Source organism: Nocardia sp. 852002-51101_SCH5132738, from assembly GCF_001665695.1.
Lineage (GTDB): Bacteria > Actinomycetota > Actinomycetes > Mycobacteriales > Mycobacteriaceae > Nocardia > Nocardia nova.
The window spans coordinates 73,256-96,173 of the sequence record NZ_LZML01000211.1 but is presented as its reverse complement, the minus strand read 5'-3'; the positions used below and the strand labels follow the sequence as shown (position 1 = coordinate 96,173).

Sequence of the window (22,918 nt, the reverse complement as noted above, 5' to 3'; positions counted from 1 at the left end):
CCGGGTCACGGCGTGCGGTCCAGGACGAGATCCGACAGCCGCACCGCGTACATCCAAACCAGCACGGCCTCTTCGTGACCCGGCACTCCGGGCCGCACATACGCGCGCACGGTTTCGGTTTCGCGCACCAGATCCAGCAGTGCGGCGCGCAGCAGCTCGGGGCGAGGAGAGGTGGTCAGCGTGTGAAAGCTGTAGCGCCAGCGGTAATCGTCGATCAAGCGGTGCAGTCGCTCGGCCTCGACCATATGGTGGTACCGCACCCCCTGCGAATGGGAATCCATGGCGATCAGCAGCTGCTCGACTTCGGCCAGCCGCTCCTCGGTGCCTACCGGTGGCGCGCTGTAGGCGATCTCGCCGGAATCGCGGACGGCGTGCGCGCAGGCCTGCGGCAGATTCCACGGCAGGGACAGCTGCGCCTGCGAGCCTTCCTCCGGTCCCGGCCAATGCGGGCCCGGACCGGTGTCGACGGCGAACAGCACCGCGTAGGGATAGCCCGCGAGGTGCAGCGCCTCGTTGTCCTGCCACGCCGGTCGCTGTGCCGCGTAATCGAGCATGCGCCGGCGCAGCCGGACCATCGTGCGCAGCGCCCGGTATCGATCGGGTTTGGCCCAGCCGAAACCGTTGCCGATCAACTCGCGGCGCACCGTCGCGTTCAGCCGATCCCAGCCCGGCCCGTCGGTGCAGGCGGCGATGCGCACGGAGTAGCCGTTGCCGAACAGATGCCGCAACAACTGCCGCTCCTCGGCGGCCACCGGTTCGGGCGGGCCGGGGAGCAGGACCGCTCGCAGCGAATCCGCGCCCTCGAATCCGTCGTTACCGACATGCACATCGACATGTCCGCGGATCGTGAGTGCCGCCAGCTGCGCCGCGACAATGCGGCCGTAGCGGGCGGCACCCTGTTCGTGCATCGTCGGTGCCAGCAGCATTCCGGCCTGCAGCACCGTCATTCGGGCCGATAATCGTTCGAACGCCGCCGTCATCTGGTCGGGATCCGGAGGCATGCACACCACTCACTCTGTGACACAGGGCAATCAGGTCCGCACCAGTGTAGAGCCCGGCGTGGCGTACATTCGGCAATATCGGCGCCGGATCGAGTCGCGGGCGCCGGCCGACACCTCGAAACCCCTGTGTCAGACCGTGATCCCGGACCGGATCAGCTTGCCGGTGATGTTGCGCGGCAACGGATCCGAGGTGATCCGCCACCGTTCGGGCACCTTGAAATATGCCAGCCGTTCGCGGGCGAATTCGCGCAGATCCGCCTCCGACGCCGTGGACCCCTCGGTGAGAACGACGACGGCCGCCACCTGCTGCCCGAGATCGGGGTGCGGTTCACCGACGACGGCGCATTCCACGACATCGGGGTGTTCGTCGAGGCACTGCTCGATCTCGACCGGGTAGATGTTCTCGCCGCCGCGCAGAATAAGATCCGATCGGCGGCCGGTCAGGCGCAGGCGACCTTGTTCCATCACGCCGAAATCGCCCGTGCGCAACCAGCGCTCGGCATCGATCGCCGCCGCGGTGGCTTCGGGATTGCGCCAGTAACCCAGCATGACGAACGGGCTGCGGACGTAAACCTCACCTTCGACGCCCTCCGGAACGGGTGTCCCGTCGGCATCGCGGATCTCGAGTGCCACGCTGATGATCGGCCGGCCCAGCGTCCCGGGGGATTCGGCGAGGTCGGCAGGGGTGGCGACGGCGACCGCGGTACTGCATTCGGTGAGGCCGTAGCTGTCCACCAAGGCGTCGGCAGCGAACGGAACCTCTTCGCGCAGACGTTGTTTGAACGCCGGTGACGACGGCGCAGACGCGAGGGCGAAGGCGGTGAGCGAGGAGGTGTCGTAGCGTCCGATATCGCCGTGTTCGAGCAGCCGGGAGGCCATGGTGGGCACCGCACCCCAGTTGGTCACCCGCTCCTTCTCGATCAGGCGCAGAATCCGGTCGGCGTCGAATCCGCCCTGCGGCATGATCACCGCGCTGCCGGTGGCCAGCCGCGGCACCACCAGATTGTGCAGGCTGGCGATGTGGAACAGGGGAGAGGTCAGCAGGCAGCGCAGATCCAGCGGCGCGCCGGGTTCCAGGGTCTTTCCGGTGAACGCGGCGGCCAGTGCGTCGGTGTACTCGAAATAGCCGGTCACCGCGAGCAGATTACGCTGGGAATGCAAGGCCGCCTTGGGTTTTCCGCTGGTGCCGCTGGTGAACAGGATGACGGCGGGATCGTCCTCCGCCACGTCGGGGACCGTCGGTTCGGCGCCGGCGTGGGCGGCGATCAGACGCGGCAGATCCTCGTCCATGGTCACCACTGCGGCGGCGGTGTCGATATCGGCGAGCAGCTTCGCCCGCTTCGCGTCCACGACCACCACGGCCGGTTCGGTCAACGCCAGTCCGTACTCGATCTCGCGCGGCACCCACCACCCGTTGAGCCCGACGGCGATCGCGCCGAGGCTCTGCGCCGCCCAGAAGGTGATCACCCATTCGACGGTGTTCGCGGCCAGGATCGCGACCCGATCACCGCGCCCCACGCCGTACTCCTCCCGCAGCGCGGCGGCCAGCGCGGCGGCCGCGGCGGCGTGTTCTCGATAGCTCACCCGCCGATCCTCGGTGACGAGATAGTCCCGGTCACCGAAGCGCACCGAGTCGGCGAGCAGTTCGGCGACCGCGCGGCGACGGTGTCGCAGCACCGGCATGCGAGCGCCGAGAACCTCCTCCTCGACGAGCTCGAATCTGCCGCCCGGACCGGCCAGCTCGCGCATGACGGCGGCGATATCGGGCATGGACGTGGTGGTCATGGGCGGTCCTTCTGTGTGGAGCATCACAACCACCGCACTGTGTCACGCACGCCGCCGGCATATGCCGGCGTTTCCGCTCAGCGAGACTCGCGGCCGCCTAGGCGCGGCTCGGCGAGGCGGCGAGCGAGCGCCCGTTCGTCCGGACCGCCTGTGCGCGCCGGCCGGCCGGGACATGACGTCGCCCGCGGGACTCGGCGGCCAGCGCGCGCGAGGTTCGCGCGGCCGCCTCCGCGACCAGCGGGGCGAGACGCTCCATCGTCGCGAAGTTCGTTTCCCCGCACAGGCAGATCGCGGCCAGCGGACCCTGCGGACCCCGGATCGCGGCGGCCACGCTGGGAAGTACCCGGCCCACCATCGCATTGGTGTATTCGCCGCGGTCGAACGACAGCCCGCGATTGCGGCGGATCCGGTTCAATTCGCGATGCAGGCTCGGCACATCCCAGCCTCGGCCCTGGACCGGATTCGACAGCTGCTTGCCGAGCAGTGCCTCCACTTCCTCCGGCGGCAGCCAGGCCAGCATGGCGCGGCCGCCGGTGGTGAGGTGGGCGAAACTGCGGCGTCCCACATGCGATTCCAGCGTGCGCGCGAACGGGCCGCCGAGTTTGTCCAGGAACACCTCGTCGGCGCCTTCGAGAGCCGCCAGGTGCACCACGAGTCCGGTCCGTAGCTGCAGTTCGTGCAGGTGCTCGGCCGCCGCCTCGCGGATCTCGCCGTGCCGGCCGTCGTAGCCACCGAGCCCGAGTGAACGGCGGCCCAGGCAGTAGCCCGAAGGGGTGTGCTCGAGCCAGTGCAGTTTCACCAGCTGGTCGAGGATGCGATGCGCGGTCGAGCGCGGGAGCCCGCTGTGTGTGCAGATCTCCACGAGGCTCAGCCGCGTCGACCGGTGCTCGAACATGTCGAGAATGAGCGTCATCCGCTCCACCATCGACGGCGGCAGGGGGCGGGGTGCCGATGTGGCCAGTGGCATCGATGCCTCCGATCGTGAGTCACTTCCATCCTGCCCGTCGAATCTGGGCGAGAACCGGAATTGAAGCCCGAGTGTAGTGACGGCAGACACACTGCGCGATGGCGGTCCATCCCGTTCGTCCGGTATCCCGCTGACCGGAACGGCGCCCGACCCGAATCCGCGGACCTGACAGCGTGGAATTTTTCCGGAGCGAGAGGAGTGGGTGTGCGGCTCGAAGGAAAGGTTGCGATCGTCACCGGTGGTGCGGGCGGCATCGGCCGGGGAATCGTGCGCGCCTTCGCGAAGGAAGGCGCCGAGATCCTGTTCGTCGACATCAACGACGAGGCCGGACGTGAGCTGGAACGGGAGCTGGCCGGCGCAGCGGCGTATCTGCACGCCGACATCACCCGCGAGGAGAGCGCCGAGTTGATCGTCGCCGCGGCGGTCGAGCGGTTCGGCTCGGTGCACGTGCTGGTCGACAACGCCCACGTCTCCAAGCAGGCGCCGCTGCTCGAGACCACCCAGGAAATGTTCGACCTGTCCTTCGGCACCGGCTTCTATCCGACCTTACGATTGATGCGCGCTTGCTATCCGTATCTGAAGCGCAACCGCGGCTCGGTGATCAACTTCGCCTCCGGCGCGGGGCTGGAGGGGCAGGTGCGGCAGGGTTCGTACGCGGCGGCGAAGGAGGCGATCCGGGCGATCAGCCGGGTCGCCGCCAACGAATGGGCCGCCGACGACATCAATGTCAACGTGATCTCGCCGCTGGCGCTGACCGAGGGGGTCGCCGCCTATATCGAGGCAAATCCCGGCGTCGAGGAGGCCTTGCTCGCGCGCACCCCGCTGCATCGCTTCGGCGACCCGGAAAGCGATATCGGCCGGGTCGCGGTATTCCTGGCCAGCGCGGATGCGAAATACATGACCGGCCAGACCCTGATGGTCGACGGCGGGTCGATCAAACTGCGCTGAGGCCGTTTCCGTCCCCGCCCGCGGCCGCGCAGGCGGCTATCGTGGGGTTATGGGCGTGTTCGGTGAGATGTTCCCCGGCAAGAAGCTGACCGACGAGAGCGGCGGTGACAGCGACGGGCAGCAGCATCGGCCGCGGCTGGATCTCGACCTGGAGGCGGGGGTGATCCGGCTGTCGGGGACGCCGCGATCGGACGAGGAGCCGTCCGAGTAGCCGGTTCGGAAGATCACTTCGTGACCTTCGCGGGCCGATAGATCTAGCAATCTAGATTGCTAGCATGTTAGTGTTCTCTCGTGGGTGCCGAGGAAGTCAAGCAGTTCAACGTGTATCTCCCGGTGGAGCTGATCAAGCAGGTCAAATACCGGGCGGTCGAATCGGAGATGTCGCTGTCGGCGTTGGTGGCCGAGGCGCTGCGGGCGTATCTCGGCGCCGAACCGCCGACGCGTGAGAAGGAGAAGTGAGATGGCCGCCAGAGGTGTCGAGGCGATTTTTCTGGAGACCCACAACTGGGGGAAATCGGCGAAGTTCTTCCAGCAGCTGGGCTTCGAACTGGAATTCGCCACCGACCACAATTCCGGACAGCTCCGCAACGGGGACGGTCCGTATCTGTTCATCGCCGAGGTGCCGGCGGATCGTGAACCGGGAATGCAGGTCGTGCTGAAAGTGGAAGCGGAGCAGGACTTTCCGGCGCCGGTCGAGGTGGTCTCGCCGTTCGCCGACACCCATTACGGAACCCGCGAGATGACGGTGCGTGATCCCGACGGGCGAGTGTGGACGCTGCAGGCTCCCGGTGGTGACCGATGAGCGATACCCGGACCGGTGCGGTGCCCGATCAGACCGCCGTGCCCGATCAGACCGCCGTGCGGGTTGCGCTGTGGCGCGCGCTGCACGTTCGGCTCGACCCGCCGCCGCATGTGCTCGACGACGAGATCGGCCTGCGTCTGGCCGATCCGCCGGAGGGCTGGCGCGAGCGCGGCGATATGGATCCCGTGGGCACCAGCCGCTTCCGGGCGAGCATCGTGGTGCGGTCGCGATTCGTGGAGGATCTGCTCACCGAACAGGCCGGGCGGGTCGGCCAATACGTGCTGCTGGGCGCCGGACTGGAGACGTTCCCGCAGCGCAAACCCGACATCGCCGCTCGTTTCCGGATTTTCGAGGTCGATCAGCCGCAGACGCAGGCCTGGAAGCGGCAGCGTCTGGCCGAGACCGGTTACGGCCTCCCGGAGTGGTTGCGTTCGGTCCCCGTCGATTTCGAGAAGGATTCGTGGTGGGAGCGCCTGACCGCGGCCGGTTTCGATCCGTCCCGGCCCGCTATCGTCGCCTCGCTGGGGGTGAGCATGTATCTCACCGACGAGGCCAACCGCGAAACGCTGTCGCTGCTGGCGCGGACAGCGCCCGGATCCACGGTCGTGATGACCTTCCAGCCGCCGCTGGAACTGCTCGACGAACAGGATCGGCCGAGCCGGGAATTCGCGGTCTCGGGTGCGGCGGCCTCGGGCACGCCGTTCCTCAGCTTCTACGCCCCGGCGCAGCTCGTCGCCATGGCCCGGGAGGCCGGTTTCGCGCAGGCGCACCACATTTCGGCGGACGAACTCAACGCGCGCTACTTCGCCGGGCGGCCGGATGGGCTGCGCACCTCCAACGGCGAGGAGTTGCCGGTGGCGACGACCTGAGCCCCGCCTACGATGAGCCGATGGCGAAATCCCAGCGCTTGCACATCGTGCCGTCCCGATTCAGCGTCGACCACATCCCGTCCGCGACCTTTCCGGAGGACGACGAATGGGTGGCGCTGGTGCGGGCGCCGGAGGGGCTGACGGTCGTGCGCGAGGCCCCGCCGTGGGAGCGGGAGTCGTGCTGGCTCGGCCTGTACGCCGCCACGCCCCGCGAGCTGGACACCTCCGGTGCGCTGACCGCGATTCTGGAACCCCTGGCGCAGCACGGCATTCCCGTCTTCGTCGCCTCGACCTACCATGCGGATCTGGTCCTGGTGCCCGAATCGCGCAGCGCCGCCGCCACCGATGCGCTGACCGAGGCCGGATTCGAGATCGCCGGAGAGGCGGGCTGACGACGGCTCAGATGTGGTCGCCCTTGTCGCGGTTGCAGCCGCGGCACAGGATCTGCAGATTCGCCGCACTGGTCGCGCCGCCGCGGCTGAGCGGAATGATGTGGTCGAATTCGAGGTAGTGGGTGGCGCCGCATTCCACGCACCGGCCGCCGTCGCGATGCCACACTTCCGCCTTGATATCGGGTGCGATGGACCGGCTGTCGCGTCTGCTCGGCGCGACCGTGAGCCGTTTCGCCACTCGCAGGGCGCCTTCCACGATCGCGGCCACCAATTCCGGTTCGTCGACATCGAATTCGGCCCCGCCGCGTGCCGAGGTCGCCGCCACCGTCACGCCCGTCTCGGTGGCCGCTACGGAAACCGCTCGGGCCCAGGGTATTTCGATACCCGCGTCGGGTCCGATGAAGCGTAACTTCCGGTTCGAGCAGATCAACCGTCCCGGTGACGCCTGCGCGCCGCGGCCCGACCGGCGGATGCGGGTCGCGGCGGTGTCGAGATGGACGCGTTCCTGCGGGTCCAGATGCAGATCGGGCACCGCGATCACCGGGAGCTCGCCCGCACGCAGCCGGGACAGGATGCGCAGCCGCCGCAGGCTGCGGCGCAACTCGTCCACGGCCGCGTCGCGCACCTCGAGCGCGGCGACCGTCGCATCGAATCGTTCCAGCTCGGCGCCGCCGATCGTGCCGTCGGCGAGTGCGAAAGCCGCCATGCGCTCGAGATGGGCGACGGCGGGTCCGCGCAGGGCCGCGCGGGCGGTGTCGGGGTCGATGCGCTGACGGCGGATCCGCGTCCACAGCTCGTCCCAGTCGGGTCCGCTCGGGCCGGTGGTGGTCAGGACGCGCAGCGCCCGGGTGCGCCAGCCGAAGAGGTAGTCCTCGACCTCCGCGGCGCACGCGCGGCAGGGCGCGGCGCCGAGCAGGCGCCAGCCCCGCCGCCGCCCGCACCGGGGACAGGCGCGTGGGTCGGAGGGTGGGCGTGCCACGGTCTGCTCGGTCCACCGGGAGCCGTCCCACCAGCGCAGTGAGGCCGCGTCCGTGGGGTCGGGATGCCAATCGGGGCGCTCGTCCGGTGGCGGGGGCATGGGTGTGGCGAAACTGTTGCGGTGCAACGATAGTCGCTGCGACCGGTGCTGTGCCGACTCCGAGACGGCTGCGCCGAATGTCGTGAACAAGTCCGCCGCGCCGGCGTGCTGCGGTCCGCCGCGCACGAACCACCATCGGTCCTCGGCCCGGCGGAACTCTCCGAACACCGCGGCCCACGCACCCGGCTCCGCGGCCACGTCGGCACGCGCCACCAGGCCCTCGGCGTCCTCGACCGAAACCGCGAGGCCGGGCAGTGCGGCCAGCGGCTCGTCGGCGCCGGACCCCGTGATCAGGATGCGGACGATCTCGGCCTCCGTCCGGGGCAGCGAGACCGACAGCCGCGCGGTGCCCGGATGCGGATCCTGATCCACGGTCACCGCCTGGGAGGGGTGGCGCGGCGCGTTGAAATACACCACGTCGCGGGCGGAGCGGACCCGCCCGCCGGCGGTCAGCAGGACGGCATGCGCGTCCAGCGACGCCGTCGAACGCCACGAAACCAGTACCGACAGAAGCGAAGTCGGTACCGGCGTGGCGTCACCGTCGACGGTGGGGCGCATGGTTGTCATCGCCACGAACTATGCCAGGCCGCCCCGACACGAATCGCGCGGTCGGCGCGGAGCTTTTCGTGACTGTCCGGGTGCGGCACAGTGGAACCATGACGAACCCGAAGGGTGACTCCGGGCGTAAGCCCAGCGGCGCGCGGGTGCCGGGTGCGACGGAAATCCTCGCCGCCGCCCAGGCCGCCGCGCAGGCCGCGCAGACCGCCGCGGGCCAGGCCATCGATGCCGCGCAGGTCACCGCCGGTACCGCCTTCGGCACCGCGGTGCGGCTCCCGCCCGCCTCCGTACAGTTGGCCGCGCAACTTCCGGATCTGATCGAGAATCTGGCGATCGCCATCGACCGGCTCAATTCCACCATCGACCGCCTCGACCGGACCCTGGCGCTGGCCGATCCGGCCTTCGCGGCCTACGACCGGCTGCTGCCGCGGCTCGAGGCCGTGATCGCGCTGGGTGAGGAGGTGTTCAACCGGCTGTCGAAACTGCCGGGCATCTCGATGCTGGGCCGCCTCACCAGCCGCGAGGCGGAACCACCGCAACCGGAGCCGAAGTCACGTCGACGCGGGAAATAGACCCGCCCTGCCCGCCGATCGCGGCAACTCGGCCGTCGCGATCACAGCACGGGCCGCGGCCGCGGCCTTGAGCACCATCTCGTGGAATTCCGCGTCGGCATCGGAGTCCAGCACCACCGCGCCGCCCGCGCCGACGCGCCAGCCGCGCTCGTCGCGGACCGCGGTACGGATGACGATATTGAGATCCGCCGTTCCGCCCAGACCCAGAAACCCGATCGTGCCCGAGTAGATGCCGCGCGCCTCGGTCTCCAGCCCGTCGATGATCTCCATGGTCCGCAGCTTCGGAGCCCCGGTCATCGAGCCGCCCGGGAAGCATGCGCGCAGGCAATCGAGCACATCCACCTCCGGGCGCAGCCGCCCGCGCACGGTGCTCACCAACTGATGCATCGTGGTGTAGGTCTCCGCGACCATCAGCTCGGGCACATGCACGCTGCCCAGCTCGCACACCCGGCCCAGATCGTTGCGCAGCAGGTCGACGATCATCAGATTCTCGGCCCGCGTCTTGGGGTCCAATTCCAAGGCGCGGCAGAGGTTTTCGTCCGCCTCCGGAGTCGCGCCGCGCGGGGCGGTGCCCTTGATCGGCTTGGTCTCCACCGTGCGGGTGCGGTCGATCTTCAGAAAGCGCTCCGGTGAGGAACAGGCGATATGGAGCTCGCCGAAGCGCAGGTACGCCGCGTACGGGGCGGGATTGCTGCGCCGCAGCATCCGGTAGACCTCGAGTCCCGGCGCATCGGAGTCGATGGTCGCGCTGTCGGTGAGGTTCACCTCGTATGTCTCCCCGGCGCGCAGCTCGGCGTCGACCGCCGCGATATCGGCCAGATAGCGGTCCCGGCCGCGGGTCAGGCGGGAGACGACGGCCTCCTCGTCGGCGGGAAGGGTGAGCGGTTCCGGATTCCGCCGATCCGGCAGGCTCGCGACGATCGCGCGCGTATCGGCCAGCCAGCGGTGATTCTCGGCGGCCGAATCGGCGTCGGTGACAGCGATCAGATGGGTGCGACCCGCGACGTGATCGACTACGACCAGCCGATCGGCGAAGAGCCACTGCGCGTCCGGATAGGGCGATCGATGCCCGGTCCTCGCACCGCAGTCGGCCTTCATCTCGTAGCCCAGATAGCCGACGTAGCCGCCGACGAAATCGAAGGGCACATCGGGGAATCGGATGTTCAGCGCACTCAGCCGCGCCGACAGATAGTCGAGCACCGGCCGCGGATCGGTGCGCGTTCCGGTTCGATTCTCGATCACACATCCCGCGCCCACCCGATACCGGACCACCTCCGCCAGCGGCCCGGACGCATCACCGGCGAAACTGAACCGATCCAGCCCCGGCTCCACGTGCGCACTGTCGAGCCAGAACGCCGTCGGCGAGTCCGGATATACCCGCAGCACAACGGATTCCGTCTCCACGGCGCGGTCGATCACCTTGTGCAGCACGGTGAGAGTCGTCGGCCGCGGGGCGCCGGCCTCTGGGGTTCCGGGCCCATTGGGGACCGGATCGGGCGCGGCGGACGTCGCACCTATCGACGACGCGACGCCCGTCCGGCCGAGTTGCGGGCGAGCCGGGCATTCGCCCGGCCGTGAGATGTCCCGTGACGGTTCGTGGACGCCCGATGCCCGGCCGGTCACGGCCCGATGCGCCCACCACTCCCGGGTCAGCCGCGCGAAATTACCCAGCAGCGCGGCGCCGAATTCGCTCGACACCGATTCCGGATGGAACTGCACACCCCATTGCGGGCGGTGCCGGTGGCGAACGCCCATCACCACCCCGTCGGGCGCGGTCGCGGTGATCGCCAGCGCGTCCGGCAGGGGCTGGGCGGCGCACAGCGAGTGATAGCGCACGGCCAGGAAGTCGGCGGGAACCCCGGCGAACAGGTCGCGACCGTCGTGGCTGATGCGGTCCGGATAGCCGTGCCGGGGCGCGGGCGCCGGGATCACCCGCCCACCGGCCGCCAGCACGATGCCCTGGTGTCCGAGGCAGACGCCCAGCAGCGGGAGCTCCGCACGGTCGATCAGTGCCTGCGAGATCCCGAAATCCCTTGGTACATCGGGGCGTCCGGGCCCGGGGGAGACGACGATGTTGTCGAACCGGTCGAGGTCCAGCTCGGCCAGGGTGTCGACCTCGTCGTTGCGCAGCACGGTCGGCTCGGCGCCGTTCACCGTGCCGATCAACTGGAAGAGGTTGTAGGTGAACGAGTCGTAGTTGTCGATCAGCAGGGTGCGCACGGGGGTTCGGGTGCGCACCGCGTGGTCGACAGTGGTCTCGCCCGCATGCCGAGACCGGGACGTGCTCATGTGCATCACCGTATCGGGCATCTCGGACGACGCAGTGAGGGCATACGCCTTCAGTTGACCGGTCGTGGTGGTGCACAATGTGGGGCATGTCTGTGGTGCAACCGGCCGAGGTCGAGCGCGAGGTCGTCGATTTCGCGGCCGTCGGCGAGTGGATGGATGAGCAGGGCCTGCCCGGCGGCGACTTCGAGGATGTGACCTCGCTCGGCGGCGGCACCCAGAACATCATGCTGCGGTTCCGCCGGGGTGGCCGCGAATTCGTGCTGCGCCGCGGGCCGAAACATCTGCGTCCCAAGAGCAACGACGTGATCCGCCGCGAATCCCGCCTGCTCGGCGCGCTGGCCGGCACCGGCGTGCGCGCGCCGCGGGTGATCGCCGCGGGCGCCGACGAATCGGTGATCGGCGCGGTCTTCTATCTGATGGAGCCGATCACCGGCTTCAACCCGCAGAACGAGTTGCCCGCCCTGCACGTCGGCGATCCCGAGGTGCGGCGGCAGATGGGACTGTCGGCGGTCGAGGCCATCGCCCGGCTCGGTTCGCTCGACTACGAGGCGCTGGGGCTGGCCGATTACGGCAAGCCGGACGGTTTCCTGGAACGCCAGGTGCCGCGCTGGCTCGGCGAACTCGAGTCCTACAGCAGCAACGACGGCTACCCCGGCCCGCAGATCCCGGGGGTGGACCGAGTCGGCGACTGGCTCGACCGCAACCGGCCCGCACAGTGGCGGCCGGGCATCCTGCACGGCGACTGCCACCTGGCCAACATGATGTTCTCCTACGACGGGCCCGAGGTCGCCGCCATGGTCGACTGGGAGATGTCGACGATCGGTGATCCGCTGCTGGATCTGGGCTGGCAGATCGCCACCCGGCCCGAGCCCGGAACCACCGGCGCCGCCCTGGTCGGCAAGCTCGGCGCCGCGGGTGGCCTGCCCACCGCCGAGGAGATGATCGCCCACTACGCGAACTTCTCCGACCGCGACCTCGGTCACGCCGGCTGGTACACGGTGCTGGCCTGCTTCAAACTCGGCATCGTCCTCGAGGGCACGCACGCGCGTGCCTGCGCCGGCAAGGCGCCCAAGCAGACCGGCGATTTCCTGCACGCCATCACCCTGGAACTGTTCGAGAAGGCCAACCGGCTCTGCGAATGAGCCGGGCGCGGCGTCAGCCGGCGTCGAGCAGGTCGGCGAGGATGGCGAGATCCTTGTCGCCGCGGCCGGACAGGCACAGCAGAATCAGCGCGTCCTCGGCGATTCCGCCCTGTTCGGCCAGCTCCAGCAGATATCCCACGGCGTGCGCGGATTCGAGTGCGGTGATGATGCCCTCGGTCCGGCACAGCGTATCCAGTCCGCGCAGCGCCGCCGCGTCGGTCGCGACGGCGTGGTCGATGCGGCCGATGTCCTTGAGATGGCTCAGTTCCGGGCCCACCCCCGGATAATCCAATCCGGCCGCGATGCTGTGGGTTCGCGCGATCTGTCCCTCCTGGTCCTGCAGGACGTAGCTGAACGCGCCGTCCATCTCACCCGGTGTGCCCGCGCTGAGTGTGGCCGCGTGCTCGCCGGTGTGTAAGCCGCGGCCCCCGGCCTCCACACCGATCAGCCGCACCTGCGCATCGCCGGTGAAGGGGTGGAACATCCCGATCGCGTTACTGCCGCCGCCCACGCACGCGATGACGTGGTCGGGCAGCCGTCCCGCCGCCGCCAGCAGCTGTGCCCGGGACTCGATGCCGATCCGGCTCTGATGGTCACGCACCATCCGTGGATAGGGTGCGGGCCCGGTGGCGGTGCCGAACAGGAAATGCGTGGTTTCGGTGTGCGCCACCCAATCTCGCACCGCCTCGGTCACCGCGGCCTTCAATCGGCGATCACCGGAACGGACGGCGCGCACGTCCGCGCCGAGTAGCCGCATCCGCACGACGTTGCTCTGCTGGCGGGCCATATCGTCGGCGCCCATGTAGATCACGCACGTCAGCCCGAGCATGGCGCAGACGGTCGCCACCGCGACGCCGTGCTGCCCGGCCCCGGTTTCGGCGATGACGCGGGTCTTGCCCATCCGCACGGCCAGCAGCCCCTGCCCGAGGGCATTGTTGATCTTGTGGGCGCCCGTGTGCGTCATATCCTCGCGCTTCAGGAATACCTGCACTCCGGGGACATTCAGCGCGCGGGCCAGTCGCGGCGCCGCGTGCAGCAGGGTCGGGCGGCCGACTCGCTCCCGCAGCAACCGGTCGAGTTCGCCGTGGTATTCGGGATCCGCCCAGGCCGCTCGATGGGCGTTCTCGACGTCGGTGAGCGCCGCCATCAATCCTTCGGGAACGTAGCGGCCGCCGAACGCGCCGAATCTGCCGGGGTCCCGGATGCCGTCCCGGGTGGTGGCGTGGGTTGGCCTGTGTCCGATCACCATTCGCATCCGCGCTTTCTCCTCGCCGTCCGGCTCGGACAGTGTGTGCGATCCGCTCGCACACCTGGTCACCTGCCGGCAAAGAGTGAGTTAACAGCACGGAAGAGGTCATCGTCAGTGGTGGTAAGTCGGCGCGGTGGCGTGATCAGCCGCAGCGGAGTAGTGCCTCCCGCACGGCGCGGGCGCGCGCATCGTCGAGGACGGCGGTGCCGAGGCGGTTCATCACATAGCCGAAACCCAAACCCGTTGCGGGATCGGCGAACCCGAACGAGCCCCCGTAACCGGTGGTGCCGTACGCGCGCCTGTCGCTGCCGAAACGGAAGCTGCCACACGATTTGCGGAACCCCAGATGGTAGCGGCTGCGGGTGAGCAGCACCAGATCGTCTGCGGGCACGTCGTCGACGGTGTCGGCGGTGGCCAGCCGGTGCAGAATGCCCGGTGCGATGGGCAATTCACCGGTGCGCCCCGCCGCCGCGCCGTAGACCCGCGCCAAGGAACGCGCCGTGCCCACCCCACCCGCGGCGGGGCTTTCGACACCGAGGAATTCGCGGCGGGTGGCACGTTCGGGTGCGCCGGTGCGGGGGCTGCTCAAGGCGCGATAGGTGAGCCCGCGCCGCAGAAACATCTGAATCGCGATGCGCAGCGGCACGTCTCGCTCGTACCGCAGCACGTCCAGGCCGGAGGTGGACGCGAGCGTGGCGATGCGATCGAGGGATTGCTCCTCCGGCAATCCGATGAAGAAGTCCAGCGCGAGCGGGCCGGCGAAGTCCTCGGCGAAGATGCGGCCCAGGGTGCGGTGCCGCGGATCGACGCGGCGGAGCAGTTCGCCCTGATACAGCCCGGCGGTGATCGGGTGATAACCCTGCCGGGTGCCCGGACTCCACAGTGGTTTCTGGTCGGCCAGGATCTCCGCGAGCCGATCCCGGTCGGCCATATCGGACAACCGCACCACCCGGTCCAGCACCGGCAGACCCGCGCGGTGGTCGAGCAGCTGCCGCACGGTGATCGATTCCTTGCCGTGTGCGGCGAATTCCGGCCAATACTGCGCGACCGGGGCCTGATAGTCGAGGACTCCGCGGGATACGGCACCCGCCACGGCGAATGCCGTCATCCCCTTCGTCGAGGAGAACACCGGAACTATGGTGTCGCGCTCCCACGGCAGCTGTCTGCGGGGATCGCGGAACCCCGCCCACAGATCCACCACCGGCCGGTCCCCGTCGTAGACGGCCACGGCCGCCCCGATCTCGCCGAACCGGGCGAAGTTGCGTCGAAACGCGTCCGCGACCGGCTCGAAACCGGTCGCCACCTCACCGTGTACCTCAGCAACCTCGCCCATAGTGCAACCGATGGTAACGGTCACCGCCGCGGCGTCGTACGGTGTCCACCCCGATCGGAAACCGATCAGGCGGCGTGGATTCGGGAGCTGTCCGCGAAGTAGTCGAGCACAGCGCGATGCCACGCCTCCGGCGCCTCGTGCATCAGCACGTGCCCCGCCGCTACCTCGACGTATTCGGCGCCCGGAATGGCCGCCGCCAGCTCGCGCGAATTGGCGGGATCGACCAGCAGATCCGCGGTCGCGGCGATGACCCGGGTCGGCACCGCGACCCGGGGCAGATCGGCGCGGGTGTCCACCCGGGCGACCAGATCCGCCTGCGCCGCCGCCCCGCCCGGGACACCGGCCGCGATCTGGGCCAGGTACTGCGAATACACCTCGTCGGGCAGGGAATTGGTGAAGGCGGCGCTGTATCCGGACAACAGGACCACCCGCGCGAACGCATCGTGGTCGCGTGCGGCGAGCGTGCCGCGCCACAGATCCAGCACGAGCCGGGCCCGATGGTCGGCCCGGGCCAGCCCGGCCGCGAGCACCAAGCCGGTGACCCGATCGGGATGACGCACGGCGGCGCGCACCGCCACCGCGGTGCCGAGCGAGAATCCGATGATCGGGAATCGCTGGGCGCCCGCCGATACCGCCTCCTCGACCAGTGCGTCGGCCAGCCCGTCGAGGGTCAGCACGGTGTCGTCGGCCGGATAGTCGGAGCCGATCACGGTATGCCGTTCGGCGAGCAGCGGGATCAGGGAGCCGAAGTTGGCCTCGATTCCGCCGCCCGCGCCGTGCGCGAGCACGACCGCGGGACCGCTGCCGGTGACCGATGTGGACAGTGAAATGTTCGTCATGGCGGCGACGTTAGGGATTGACATGAGTGTGAAGGTCAAGTCCGGGAGGGCGCAGTGCTGATCGGCGAGCTGGCGAACACCACCGGCGTCAGCACCCGCCTGCTGCGCTACTACGAGGAGCAAGGGCTGCTGAGCGCCCGCCGCGACGGCAACGGTTACCGCGTCTACGCCGACGACGCACCGCAGCGGGTGCACCGCATTCGCGAGCTGCTCGCCGCCGGACTGCCGACCAGCGCCATCCGCGAACTGCTGCCGTGTGCGACCGCCACGGGCTTACAGCACTGCGATCACACCCGAAAGATCATGCGGGAGGGCCTGTCTCACCTCGACACGCAGATCGCCGAGCTGACCCGGCGTCGCACGCTGCTGGCTCGTCAGGACGAGCAACTGGTGGCCGCGCCCTATCGCAGCGACGGCCCGGCGTAGCCGCCTCCCCGCGGCCGGTGGGTTCGGAGCCTTCTCGTAGGCTCGGTGCCGTGCGAGCACTCGAACAGATTCGCGACTGGCCCGTCCGGCATGCCGCCGCGGGCGTCGTCGATGCACACGGCGTGGTCGGCACCGAGGGAGACCTCGACCGGGTGTTCGCCCTCGCGTCGGTCACGAAACCCCTTGCCGCCTACGCGGTTCTGGTGGCGGTCGAAGAAGGTGCGATCGAACTGGACCAGCCCGCCGGCCCGCCCGGCTCCACCGTGCGCCACCTGCTGGCGCATACGGCCGGACTGGCCTTCGACACCACGGTGATCATGGCCGAGCCCGGGCAGCGCCGCATCTATTCCAGCGCCGGATTCGAGGTCCTCGCCGAGTTCCTCACGCGCGAGACCGGAATCGAATTTCCCGAATATCTGCGGCAGGCGGTATTCGAGCCACTCGGAATGAAATCCTCGGTGCTGGCCGGATCCGCCGGGCACGCCGGACGCTCCACGGTGAACGATCTCCTGCGTTTCGCCGGAGAATTGCTGAACCCGATCTTGATATCCGGTGACATGCTCGCCGCGGCGACCTCCGTGCAATTCCCGGGCGTCGGCGGAGTGCTTCCCGGATACGGATCGCAGCGCCCCAATGATTGGGGTCTGGGATTCGAGATCCGCGACCACAAGACTCCGCATTGGACGGGGGGAGCCAACTCGCCGCGAACCTACGGGCATTTCGGGCAGTCCGGCACCTTCCTGTGGGTGGATCCGGAGATCGGGGTGGCGTGTGTGGCATTGAGCGACGAGAACTTCGGCGATTGGGCCCGAGCGGTGTGGCCGACGCTCAGCGACGCCGTCATCGCCGATATCCAGCAGATTCGCGACACGGCCGAAAAGTAACAGCCGTAACATCGGGCACTCCAGTAAACTCGGGCAACGCCTGGGCTCGACGGGATGTTGGGGAAGACGTCCGACGTCGAGGCTGGAGGTGTACAGGTGCGCGCATCTGATCAGTTCGCGGATGTGACGTGTGGTGTGGTGTACATCCACGCGTCACCGGCCGCGCTGTGCCCGCACATCGAATGGACGCTTTCCTCCACTCTGAAATCACCTGCGTCCCTGCGCTGGACCGCCCAGCCGGCCGCCGCGGGACAACTGCGCGCAACCACGGACTGGGTCGGCCCGGTCGGTACCGCGGGACGAATTGCCAAGGCGTTGCGGGATTGGCCCGTACTGCGCTTCGAGGTCACCGAGGACCCCTCCGAAGGGGTCGACGGCGAACGCTACAGTTTCGTGCCCGGCCTCGGATTGTGGACCGGCGCGATGAGCGCCAACGGCGACGTCATGGTCGGCGAGATGCGGCTGCGCGAAATCGTCCGCGCCGCCCGGGCCCGCGGCCGCCACGGCGATATCTCCGCCGACATCGATCGCGCCCTGGGCACCGCCTGGGACGACGAACTCGAACCCTTCCGCACCGGCGGCGAGGGCGCCGAGGTCACCTGGCTCCGCCGCGACGTCGGCTGAACCTCACTCGATCGCGGCCGAACCCTCGTCGCGGAAGTGGGCACGGATATCGCGCAGGCTCGGCGCCTCGCTCACGACATCGGGCAGATCACCCAGATCGTCGAGTTCGGCGGCGATCGGGGCCGTCAGCGATTCGTGCTGCCGCCGCGCCTGCTCCGCCGCCGCTCGCACGGTATCGACGATCGTGCTCGCGAGCTTCTCGGGTCCGCCGCGCAAAGCCGCCGCGGAGAGTCGCAGCTCGGTCAGCAGCCCGTTCGCATCGACGGTCGCCCCCACCGCGTGATCAGACGAATCGACCTGCACCCGAACATCTTCCAGCTGCCGAGACACCTCGGCCAGCCGCTCCCGCTGCTGCTCGAACGCATCCAGCAGATGATCGACCTGATTACGCAACCCGCTGTTGCCGGCCCGCAACCCTTCCCGCTCCCAACGGTCCACGAGGCGCCTCCTCCGGGTCGGTGAACAGTTCCGCTCTGTGGTCACAGTAAGGATGCGCGCGCCGCGTCGACCTCTCAGGCGTGGCAAGGAAGGGCCTCGGCGGGACGTCATCGCCGAAGCCGCAGAACCGGGCGGTCCGGTGGAGGTTGAAGGGATTTCGTCGCTGTAATCTCGTACCAGTCGTTGGGGCGAGCCTCGGCATCGTGCAGGTCGTCTCGGGCGACGGTGTATCGGATGTCTTCGAACCCCCAGTCACGCAACCGGTACAGCGCCGCCGCACGGCTGTCGCCCGACGATATCCCGGCGATTCCGGTCGAGACGAGGAGCTTGCCGCCTGGTTTCAGCACCCGGTAGAGCTCGGGCACCGCATCCGGCAGGTACTGCGCCGGCACTCGTTCGTAGTAGATCTCATCGAATATTCCGCTCGGCAGCGCGGATAGGTCGCGGACATCGGCCAGCAGATCCGGGTGCGCATGCGGTCCCGCGTTGACGAAGACTTCGCCGGCCTCGGCCGGTCGGTAGAGATGGCCCCCGCCGACGACGAGGCGAGATCCGCCGGGAGCATTTCCGACATCGTTCAACAGTGCGGCCAGATCTGCCGTCGGCTCGGTGCGTACCGGCCCACGTGCTGCGGGTGCTCCTTCCCCGGCGAACGACGGGTAGTCCGGTCCCAGACGCCGGTGGTTCATATCGTCCATTTGGCGGAACTCGCGCCCGCGTTTCTCGCGAACGTCGCCGTGTTCCTGTTCCGGGGGTAGGCCGGCCTGCTCTCGGATCGTGCGGACGAGTCGGTCGGCTCGGTCCGCGGCGGCCGCTTGCTCTCTCGCTGCTCGGTGCAGCGCGCGCTGTTCGCTCATAGCGTCGGCGAGGTCGTCCAGTCGCACCGTCGCGTCACCGCGGCCCGTGAGGCCGAGTTCGCGCATGCTGTTGCGTAGATCGTTGGCCCAGAACGGATACACCTCGATTTCGATCGGCGGCTCACCTGCCCGCAGCTGAACAATCGCGGGTTCGAAGTCGGATTTCCGATTGTTCAGACGTGAATAGTTCACTCGGCCCGCATGTTTCAACTCGGCGTGAATGTTCTCAGCGGCAACATCCAGGTGCGCCGGATCGACATGGGGCGCCAGCGCTTTCGCCATCTGCAGGAACTGCTTGGGGCCGACTGCGAGGGCTGTGCCGTTACCGTCGTTGACCACGAGGTGGCGTACCGGGGCGATCGCATCGTGCAGCCACTGCGGCAGCGGTGGGGTCTCATGGATCGAGAACGAGAGCTCTCTGGTCCAGCCGGACTCGTCGTCCGGTCGTAATCTGCTGTCGAGACGGCCGTGTACAGCATCCCCGAGGCCGGATTCCGGGTGCGGAACGGTCCCGGTGTCGAGAACCGAGATGTGCAGTACCCGATCGGCGCCGGTGCCGGTCTGCTCTGCGGTGACCCGGACCGGGCCATCGGTCGAATCGACTGCGTGCGCGACCGCATCGGCCAATGTGAGACCAGCGTCGTCGAGTCGCCCGGGCGGCCAGCCGGGCATCTGCTCGCCGAGCCAGTCCCACGCAGCGGTTGCGGCAGCGTCTTCGCCGAGTGCTCGCGGGACGGTGAATTCGCCCGGCGCGGACGCCTCGTGTGCATCGATTCGGTCGCTCGCCATCTCACCGGTGGGGTCGAGTTCGAGCCCAAGCTCCGAAAGGTCACCCAGGTCCGACAGATCGCCGAATTGGGAGAGGTCCGGTTCGCGTTCCGGGACCGGTTCGGAGCGGTCGAGTTCGAACCAGATCGACTTACTGCCGTCGGGGTGTTCGTCGATTCCGGTGTTGTGGCTGAGTTCGGCTCGTAGCAGGCCGCCGCGGGAGCTCTCCTTGTCCACGGCCGTCGGGTTGGCAGGATCGTATTCCGGCGGTAGTCCGGGGATGTGGTCGGTGACCGAGACCCGCAACCGGGGACCGCCCGGGCCGGGGCCGATTTCCGAACGATAGGAAACCGGCGGCCGTCCATCGGGGTTGAGGCCCACGGCGTTCTGATAGACCTCGGTATGGATCAGCTTGGCGGCGTCGATGTGGTCTTCGGGCCAGCCGGCCCGGTTCAATTGGGCCTCGAGGTGACCGCGTTCCTCACCGACTCGGCGCATGTACGGGAACCGCGGCTCCTCGGTGCCGAGTGCGGCCCGGTCGGGGAACGGGATGACCGGTTTGCCCTCGGCGTTGTGGGCGAGTGCGGGTGGCTTCTCGTCGAAGTACCAGACGGTCAGGGCGTGGCGCTGGGCGCCGGCCGTCTCGGTGACGGACAGGCGTAGCGAGCGATCACCGGTGGCGGGATCCGCGACGACCATCTCCGCACTGAGATCGATCGTTCCCTCGCCGGATTCGATTGCTCGGGTGACGGTCTCGGTGATCTCCGCAGCCCGGTGCGGACCTGTGTCCGGCCACCCGCGCAGCAGTTCGGAGACTGTGGCCGCCGCCTGAGTCCCGTGGTCGTGATCGCCTGCGGTAATGCCCGCCAGATCGACCCGGCGGGGGTCGTCGCCGCCGGACCACGACGCGGCGGGCGGCCCGTCCGGTGGATTGGTACCGCCGGCACCGCCGCTCGCAGGTGACCGCTCGCCGGGATCAGCTGCGGCGCGGTGTGTCTCGCGGCCAGGTGCCGGGTCGGGCGATTCGGCGGGGCGAACCCCACCGGACGGCGGGTGATCGGCCGTATCGACCGTCGACGCTTTCGGTGGCGCGCCGCCGGTCCCTGCGGGTGCGCGAGCTTCCGCTCTCGCTCCGGTTGCCGCAGGCGGCCGGGGGTCGGCGGCGAGACCGCGGTCCGGACCGGCGCTTCGGCCCGGCTGCGCCTTGGGCGTCGCGGTCTGCGGATCGTGATCTCCTGGACCGTTGCCCGCGGCTTCGCTGTGCATGGCGGTGCCGGGAGCGGTCTCCGGCCCAGCGGGTGTGCTGCCGTGCCCCTGCGGTCCGGGTGCGACAGCGCCATCGGTCGGCTGATGTGTCTGTGCAGCAGTCGATACGGTGGGTGGCTGCGGTTCCGCTGCGCCGGTCACGAAAGCGTTCGGCTCCGCGCCGGCCACGACGCCTGCCGGAACCGGTTCGTGCGCAGGTGGACTCGGTGCGCGGACGGTACTCGAGGAAACGGGCGAGGAGAGTTCGGCGGCACGGGAAACTGCGCCGCGCGGTCCGGATGCATCGAGCTGATCGTCACGTGACAGGCGGTCGGAACGAGCGCCCTCGGTGATGAGATCCGCCTTGGTCGGGGCTGGTTCGGGTCCGCCGGGGTGGGTCGGCACCGCGGGATCGGCGGCCACCGCGCCGACGGGCTGCCGGCGCAGGTGCTCTTTGTCCGAAGGCAGGGCGGTGTTGTGATCGAACGGATCCGGGCGCCGCGCCGAGCCGGATTCGGCGCCGGAGTCTCGTTCGGGCAGACGCGCGCCCGCCGTCGGCAGCTCTTCGGCGACCGCCGCCGCGACCCGCTGCCTGCCCGGTATGGACGGAGAATTCTGTGGGTGCTGCGCGGGGCCGGATGGCCGGTGATCGCCGGCACCGGGGACAACGGGCTCCTCGGCCCGGGCGGGTGTTCGCGACGAAGCGGCGAGAACCAGCGGTGCCGGATCTCGTCGAGTGACGGCTGCGACGTTCTCACGAGTCCCCCGGTCGACCCACCGAACTCGGGCCGGCGCACCAGACTCCGGTCGCGGTGTGCCGGGGACACCAGCAGGCATCGAACCCGGCGCATGTCGCAGCGCTGCGCCGGCGGCTCCCAGGAAACCTCCCGCGAAACCTGGAATGATCCCCTCCGTGAAAGCCTGGCGCGTGAAGGCCTGACCGGTCGCCGCCAGCGAGACCACGGCGCCTGCCATCCCGCCGGCGACTCCGCCCGCTCCGCCGACGAATACCGTTCCACCGAGGTGCGCGAACAACCGTGCGGCCCGGGTTGCGGCAGCCTGACGCAAGCCTGCGGTGATGTTGCTGCCGAGATGCGGAGCCAGGCGGTCGAATGTCCGCGCCGCCGTGCGGCCGAACATGGCGGGTACGGGCGCGACCGCGTGACCGACGACAGCGCCGGCCGCGCCGCCGGCACCGCCTGCGATGATGGCCACTGCGGCCGACGCCGGATCGATGTCGTCTCGATGTCCCTGCATGATCTGCACGCCTTGCGCTGCCAGGTTGACGAGCCCGCCCTGGGCCATGCCGATGATCACCGCGTTGCGCGCGAGAACGAGAAGGCCTCGCTCGGCTGCGGCCTTGACGCCCGCGCCGGCCAGCCACATGATCACCTTCTTGCGGAGTATTCCCAGCGCCGTCTCGGCCGCCATCCGGTCGGCAATTGCCAGCAGGCCCCCGCCGGCGGCGAAGGCGATCCCGTCTCGAATCAACTGTGCCGCCAGCACACCTGCGGTGAAGATGCAGACCAGCTTCTGGAATTCGATGCTGTTCGCACCCTCGTACAACTGCTTGGCCATGCTGTCGCAGTAGGTGGCCTGGTCACGCCAGGTGTCGGCCAATTCTGTGTGCTGTTGGGCGAACTGGTCGACGGTATGCCCGAGCCCGGCGGCCCGGATGGTGCGGGCCGCGGCGGTGTGCCGTTCGGCCATGGGACGGCACTGATCGGCGGTGTCGGCCCAGGCGTCGGCGCAGCGGCGCATCGCTGATTCGTCGCCGGTGGGAAAATGGCCCGCTACACAGGTCATCACCGGTTCGGGCAACCACGGTGGCAAGGTCAAGGTCACGGCGGGC

At 69.1% G+C, this 22,918-nt stretch carries 21 protein-coding genes; 11 read left to right on the top strand and 10 right to left on the bottom strand.

Annotated elements, in window-relative coordinates:
* Positions 1-5 precede the first annotated feature (5 nt).
* The 3 genes from A5789_RS33905 to A5789_RS33895 form a co-directional block, all read right to left on the bottom strand.
* Entirely contained in the window at positions 6-947 is a 942-nt protein-coding gene (locus A5789_RS33905; protein ID WP_063014543.1) for a hypothetical protein, read from the bottom strand.
* 183 nt (positions 948-1,130) lie between these two features.
* A complete protein-coding gene (locus tag A5789_RS33900) occupies positions 1,131-2,786 on the bottom strand; it encodes a class I adenylate-forming enzyme family protein (protein WP_064902379.1) in 1,656 nt (551 codons plus the stop codon).
* 97 nt (positions 2,787-2,883) lie between these two features.
* On the bottom strand, positions 2,884-3,753 hold the full coding sequence (locus tag A5789_RS33895; protein ID WP_104362860.1) for an IclR family transcriptional regulator: 870 nt from the start codon (positions 3,751-3,753) through the stop codon (positions 2,884-2,886).
* Between the two features lie 204 nt (positions 3,754-3,957).
* Between A5789_RS33895 and A5789_RS33890 the strand changes: the two genes are divergently transcribed.
* The 6 genes from A5789_RS33890 (at position 3,958) to A5789_RS33870 (ending at position 6,764) form a co-directional block, all read left to right on the top strand.
* Entirely contained in the window at positions 3,958-4,701 is a 744-nt protein-coding gene (locus A5789_RS33890) for an SDR family NAD(P)-dependent oxidoreductase (RefSeq protein WP_064902429.1), read from the top strand.
* A 49-nt stretch (positions 4,702-4,750) separates the two neighbouring features.
* Complete coding sequence (locus A5789_RS37550; RefSeq protein WP_169812493.1) at positions 4,751-4,912, top strand: hypothetical protein; 162 nt, start codon at positions 4,751-4,753, stop codon at positions 4,910-4,912.
* Between the two features lie 80 nt (positions 4,913-4,992).
* On the top strand, positions 4,993-5,160 hold the full coding sequence (locus A5789_RS33885; protein WP_036499828.1) for a CopG family transcriptional regulator: 168 nt from the start codon (positions 4,993-4,995) through the stop codon (positions 5,158-5,160).
* A 1-nt stretch (position 5,161) separates the two neighbouring features.
* A complete protein-coding gene (locus A5789_RS33880; RefSeq protein ID WP_039784179.1) occupies positions 5,162-5,503 on the top strand; it encodes a glyoxalase/bleomycin resistance/extradiol dioxygenase family protein in 342 nt (113 codons plus the stop codon).
* Positions 5,500-6,372: a class I SAM-dependent methyltransferase gene (locus tag A5789_RS33875; RefSeq protein WP_064902380.1), complete on the top strand. Its 873-nt coding sequence runs from the start codon at positions 5,500-5,502 to the stop codon at positions 6,370-6,372. The genes A5789_RS33880 and A5789_RS33875 overlap by 4 nt, the downstream gene beginning before the upstream one ends.
* Before the next feature lie 20 nt (positions 6,373-6,392).
* Positions 6,393-6,764, top strand: coding sequence for an ACT domain-containing protein (locus A5789_RS33870; protein WP_063022945.1), 372 nt, complete (start codon positions 6,393-6,395; stop codon positions 6,762-6,764).
* Positions 6,765-6,771: 7 nt separating this feature from the next.
* Here the strand turns inward: A5789_RS33870 and A5789_RS33865 are convergent, their stop codons facing one another.
* A complete protein-coding gene (locus A5789_RS33865) occupies positions 6,772-8,409 on the bottom strand; it encodes an HNH endonuclease (protein ID WP_227462736.1) in 1,638 nt (545 codons plus the stop codon).
* 89 nt (positions 8,410-8,498) lie between these two features.
* Here A5789_RS33865 and A5789_RS33860 point away from each other — a divergent pair, with 89 nt between their 5' ends.
* Positions 8,499-8,972, top strand: a complete 474-nt coding sequence (locus A5789_RS33860) for a hypothetical protein (protein WP_063011353.1) — start codon at positions 8,499-8,501, stop codon at positions 8,970-8,972.
* On the opposite strand, the gene pabB is transcribed toward A5789_RS33860, so the two are convergent.
* Complete coding sequence (pabB, locus tag A5789_RS33855) at positions 8,952-11,192, bottom strand: aminodeoxychorismate synthase component I (protein WP_193615470.1); 2,241 nt, start codon at positions 11,190-11,192, stop codon at positions 8,952-8,954. The two genes, A5789_RS33860 and pabB, sit on opposite strands and share 21 nt — an antisense overlap.
* A gap of 146 nt (positions 11,193-11,338) precedes the next feature.
* On the opposite strand from pabB, the gene A5789_RS33850 reads away from it, so the two are divergent.
* Entirely contained in the window at positions 11,339-12,403 is a 1,065-nt protein-coding gene (locus tag A5789_RS33850; RefSeq protein ID WP_082941135.1) for a phosphotransferase family protein, read from the top strand.
* 13 nt (positions 12,404-12,416) lie between these two features.
* Here A5789_RS33850 and trpB read toward each other — a convergent pair whose 3' ends face one another.
* From trpB to A5789_RS33835, 3 genes are all read right to left on the bottom strand, one after another.
* On the bottom strand, positions 12,417-13,658 hold the full coding sequence (gene trpB / locus A5789_RS33845) for a tryptophan synthase subunit beta (RefSeq protein ID WP_064902382.1): 1,242 nt from the start codon (positions 13,656-13,658) through the stop codon (positions 12,417-12,419).
* A gap of 136 nt (positions 13,659-13,794) precedes the next feature.
* Positions 13,795-14,985 (bottom strand): serine hydrolase domain-containing protein, encoded by a 1,191-nt coding sequence (locus tag A5789_RS33840; RefSeq protein ID WP_064902383.1) that lies wholly within the window; start codon positions 14,983-14,985, stop codon positions 13,795-13,797.
* Between the two features lie 65 nt (positions 14,986-15,050).
* Positions 15,051-15,824: an alpha/beta fold hydrolase gene (locus A5789_RS33835; RefSeq protein WP_063011326.1), complete on the bottom strand. Its 774-nt coding sequence runs from the start codon at positions 15,822-15,824 to the stop codon at positions 15,051-15,053.
* Positions 15,825-15,878: 54 nt separating this feature from the next.
* Here A5789_RS33835 and A5789_RS33830 point away from each other — a divergent pair, with 54 nt between their 5' ends.
* From A5789_RS33830 to A5789_RS33820, 3 genes are all read left to right on the top strand, one after another.
* Positions 15,879-16,250, top strand: a complete 372-nt coding sequence (locus A5789_RS33830; protein WP_063011324.1) for a MerR family transcriptional regulator — start codon at positions 15,879-15,881, stop codon at positions 16,248-16,250.
* A 50-nt stretch (positions 16,251-16,300) separates the two neighbouring features.
* Positions 16,301-17,134: a serine hydrolase gene (locus tag A5789_RS33825; RefSeq protein ID WP_063011322.1), complete on the top strand. Its 834-nt coding sequence runs from the start codon at positions 16,301-16,303 to the stop codon at positions 17,132-17,134.
* Positions 17,135-17,230: 96 nt separating this feature from the next.
* A complete protein-coding gene (locus A5789_RS33820) occupies positions 17,231-17,758 on the top strand; it encodes a DUF3145 domain-containing protein (RefSeq protein ID WP_030518482.1) in 528 nt (175 codons plus the stop codon).
* 3 nt (positions 17,759-17,761) lie between these two features.
* Here A5789_RS33820 and A5789_RS33815 read toward each other — a convergent pair whose 3' ends face one another.
* The gene (locus A5789_RS33815; RefSeq protein ID WP_064902384.1) at positions 17,762-18,196 is read right to left on the bottom strand and encodes a YbaB/EbfC family nucleoid-associated protein; all 435 of its coding nucleotides are present in this window, start codon (positions 18,194-18,196) and stop codon (positions 17,762-17,764) included.
* A gap of 107 nt (positions 18,197-18,303) precedes the next feature.
* On the bottom strand, positions 18,304-22,911 hold the full coding sequence (locus tag A5789_RS33810; RefSeq protein WP_064902385.1) for a hypothetical protein: 4,608 nt from the start codon (positions 22,909-22,911) through the stop codon (positions 18,304-18,306).
* Between the last annotated feature and the right edge of the window lie 7 nt (positions 22,912-22,918).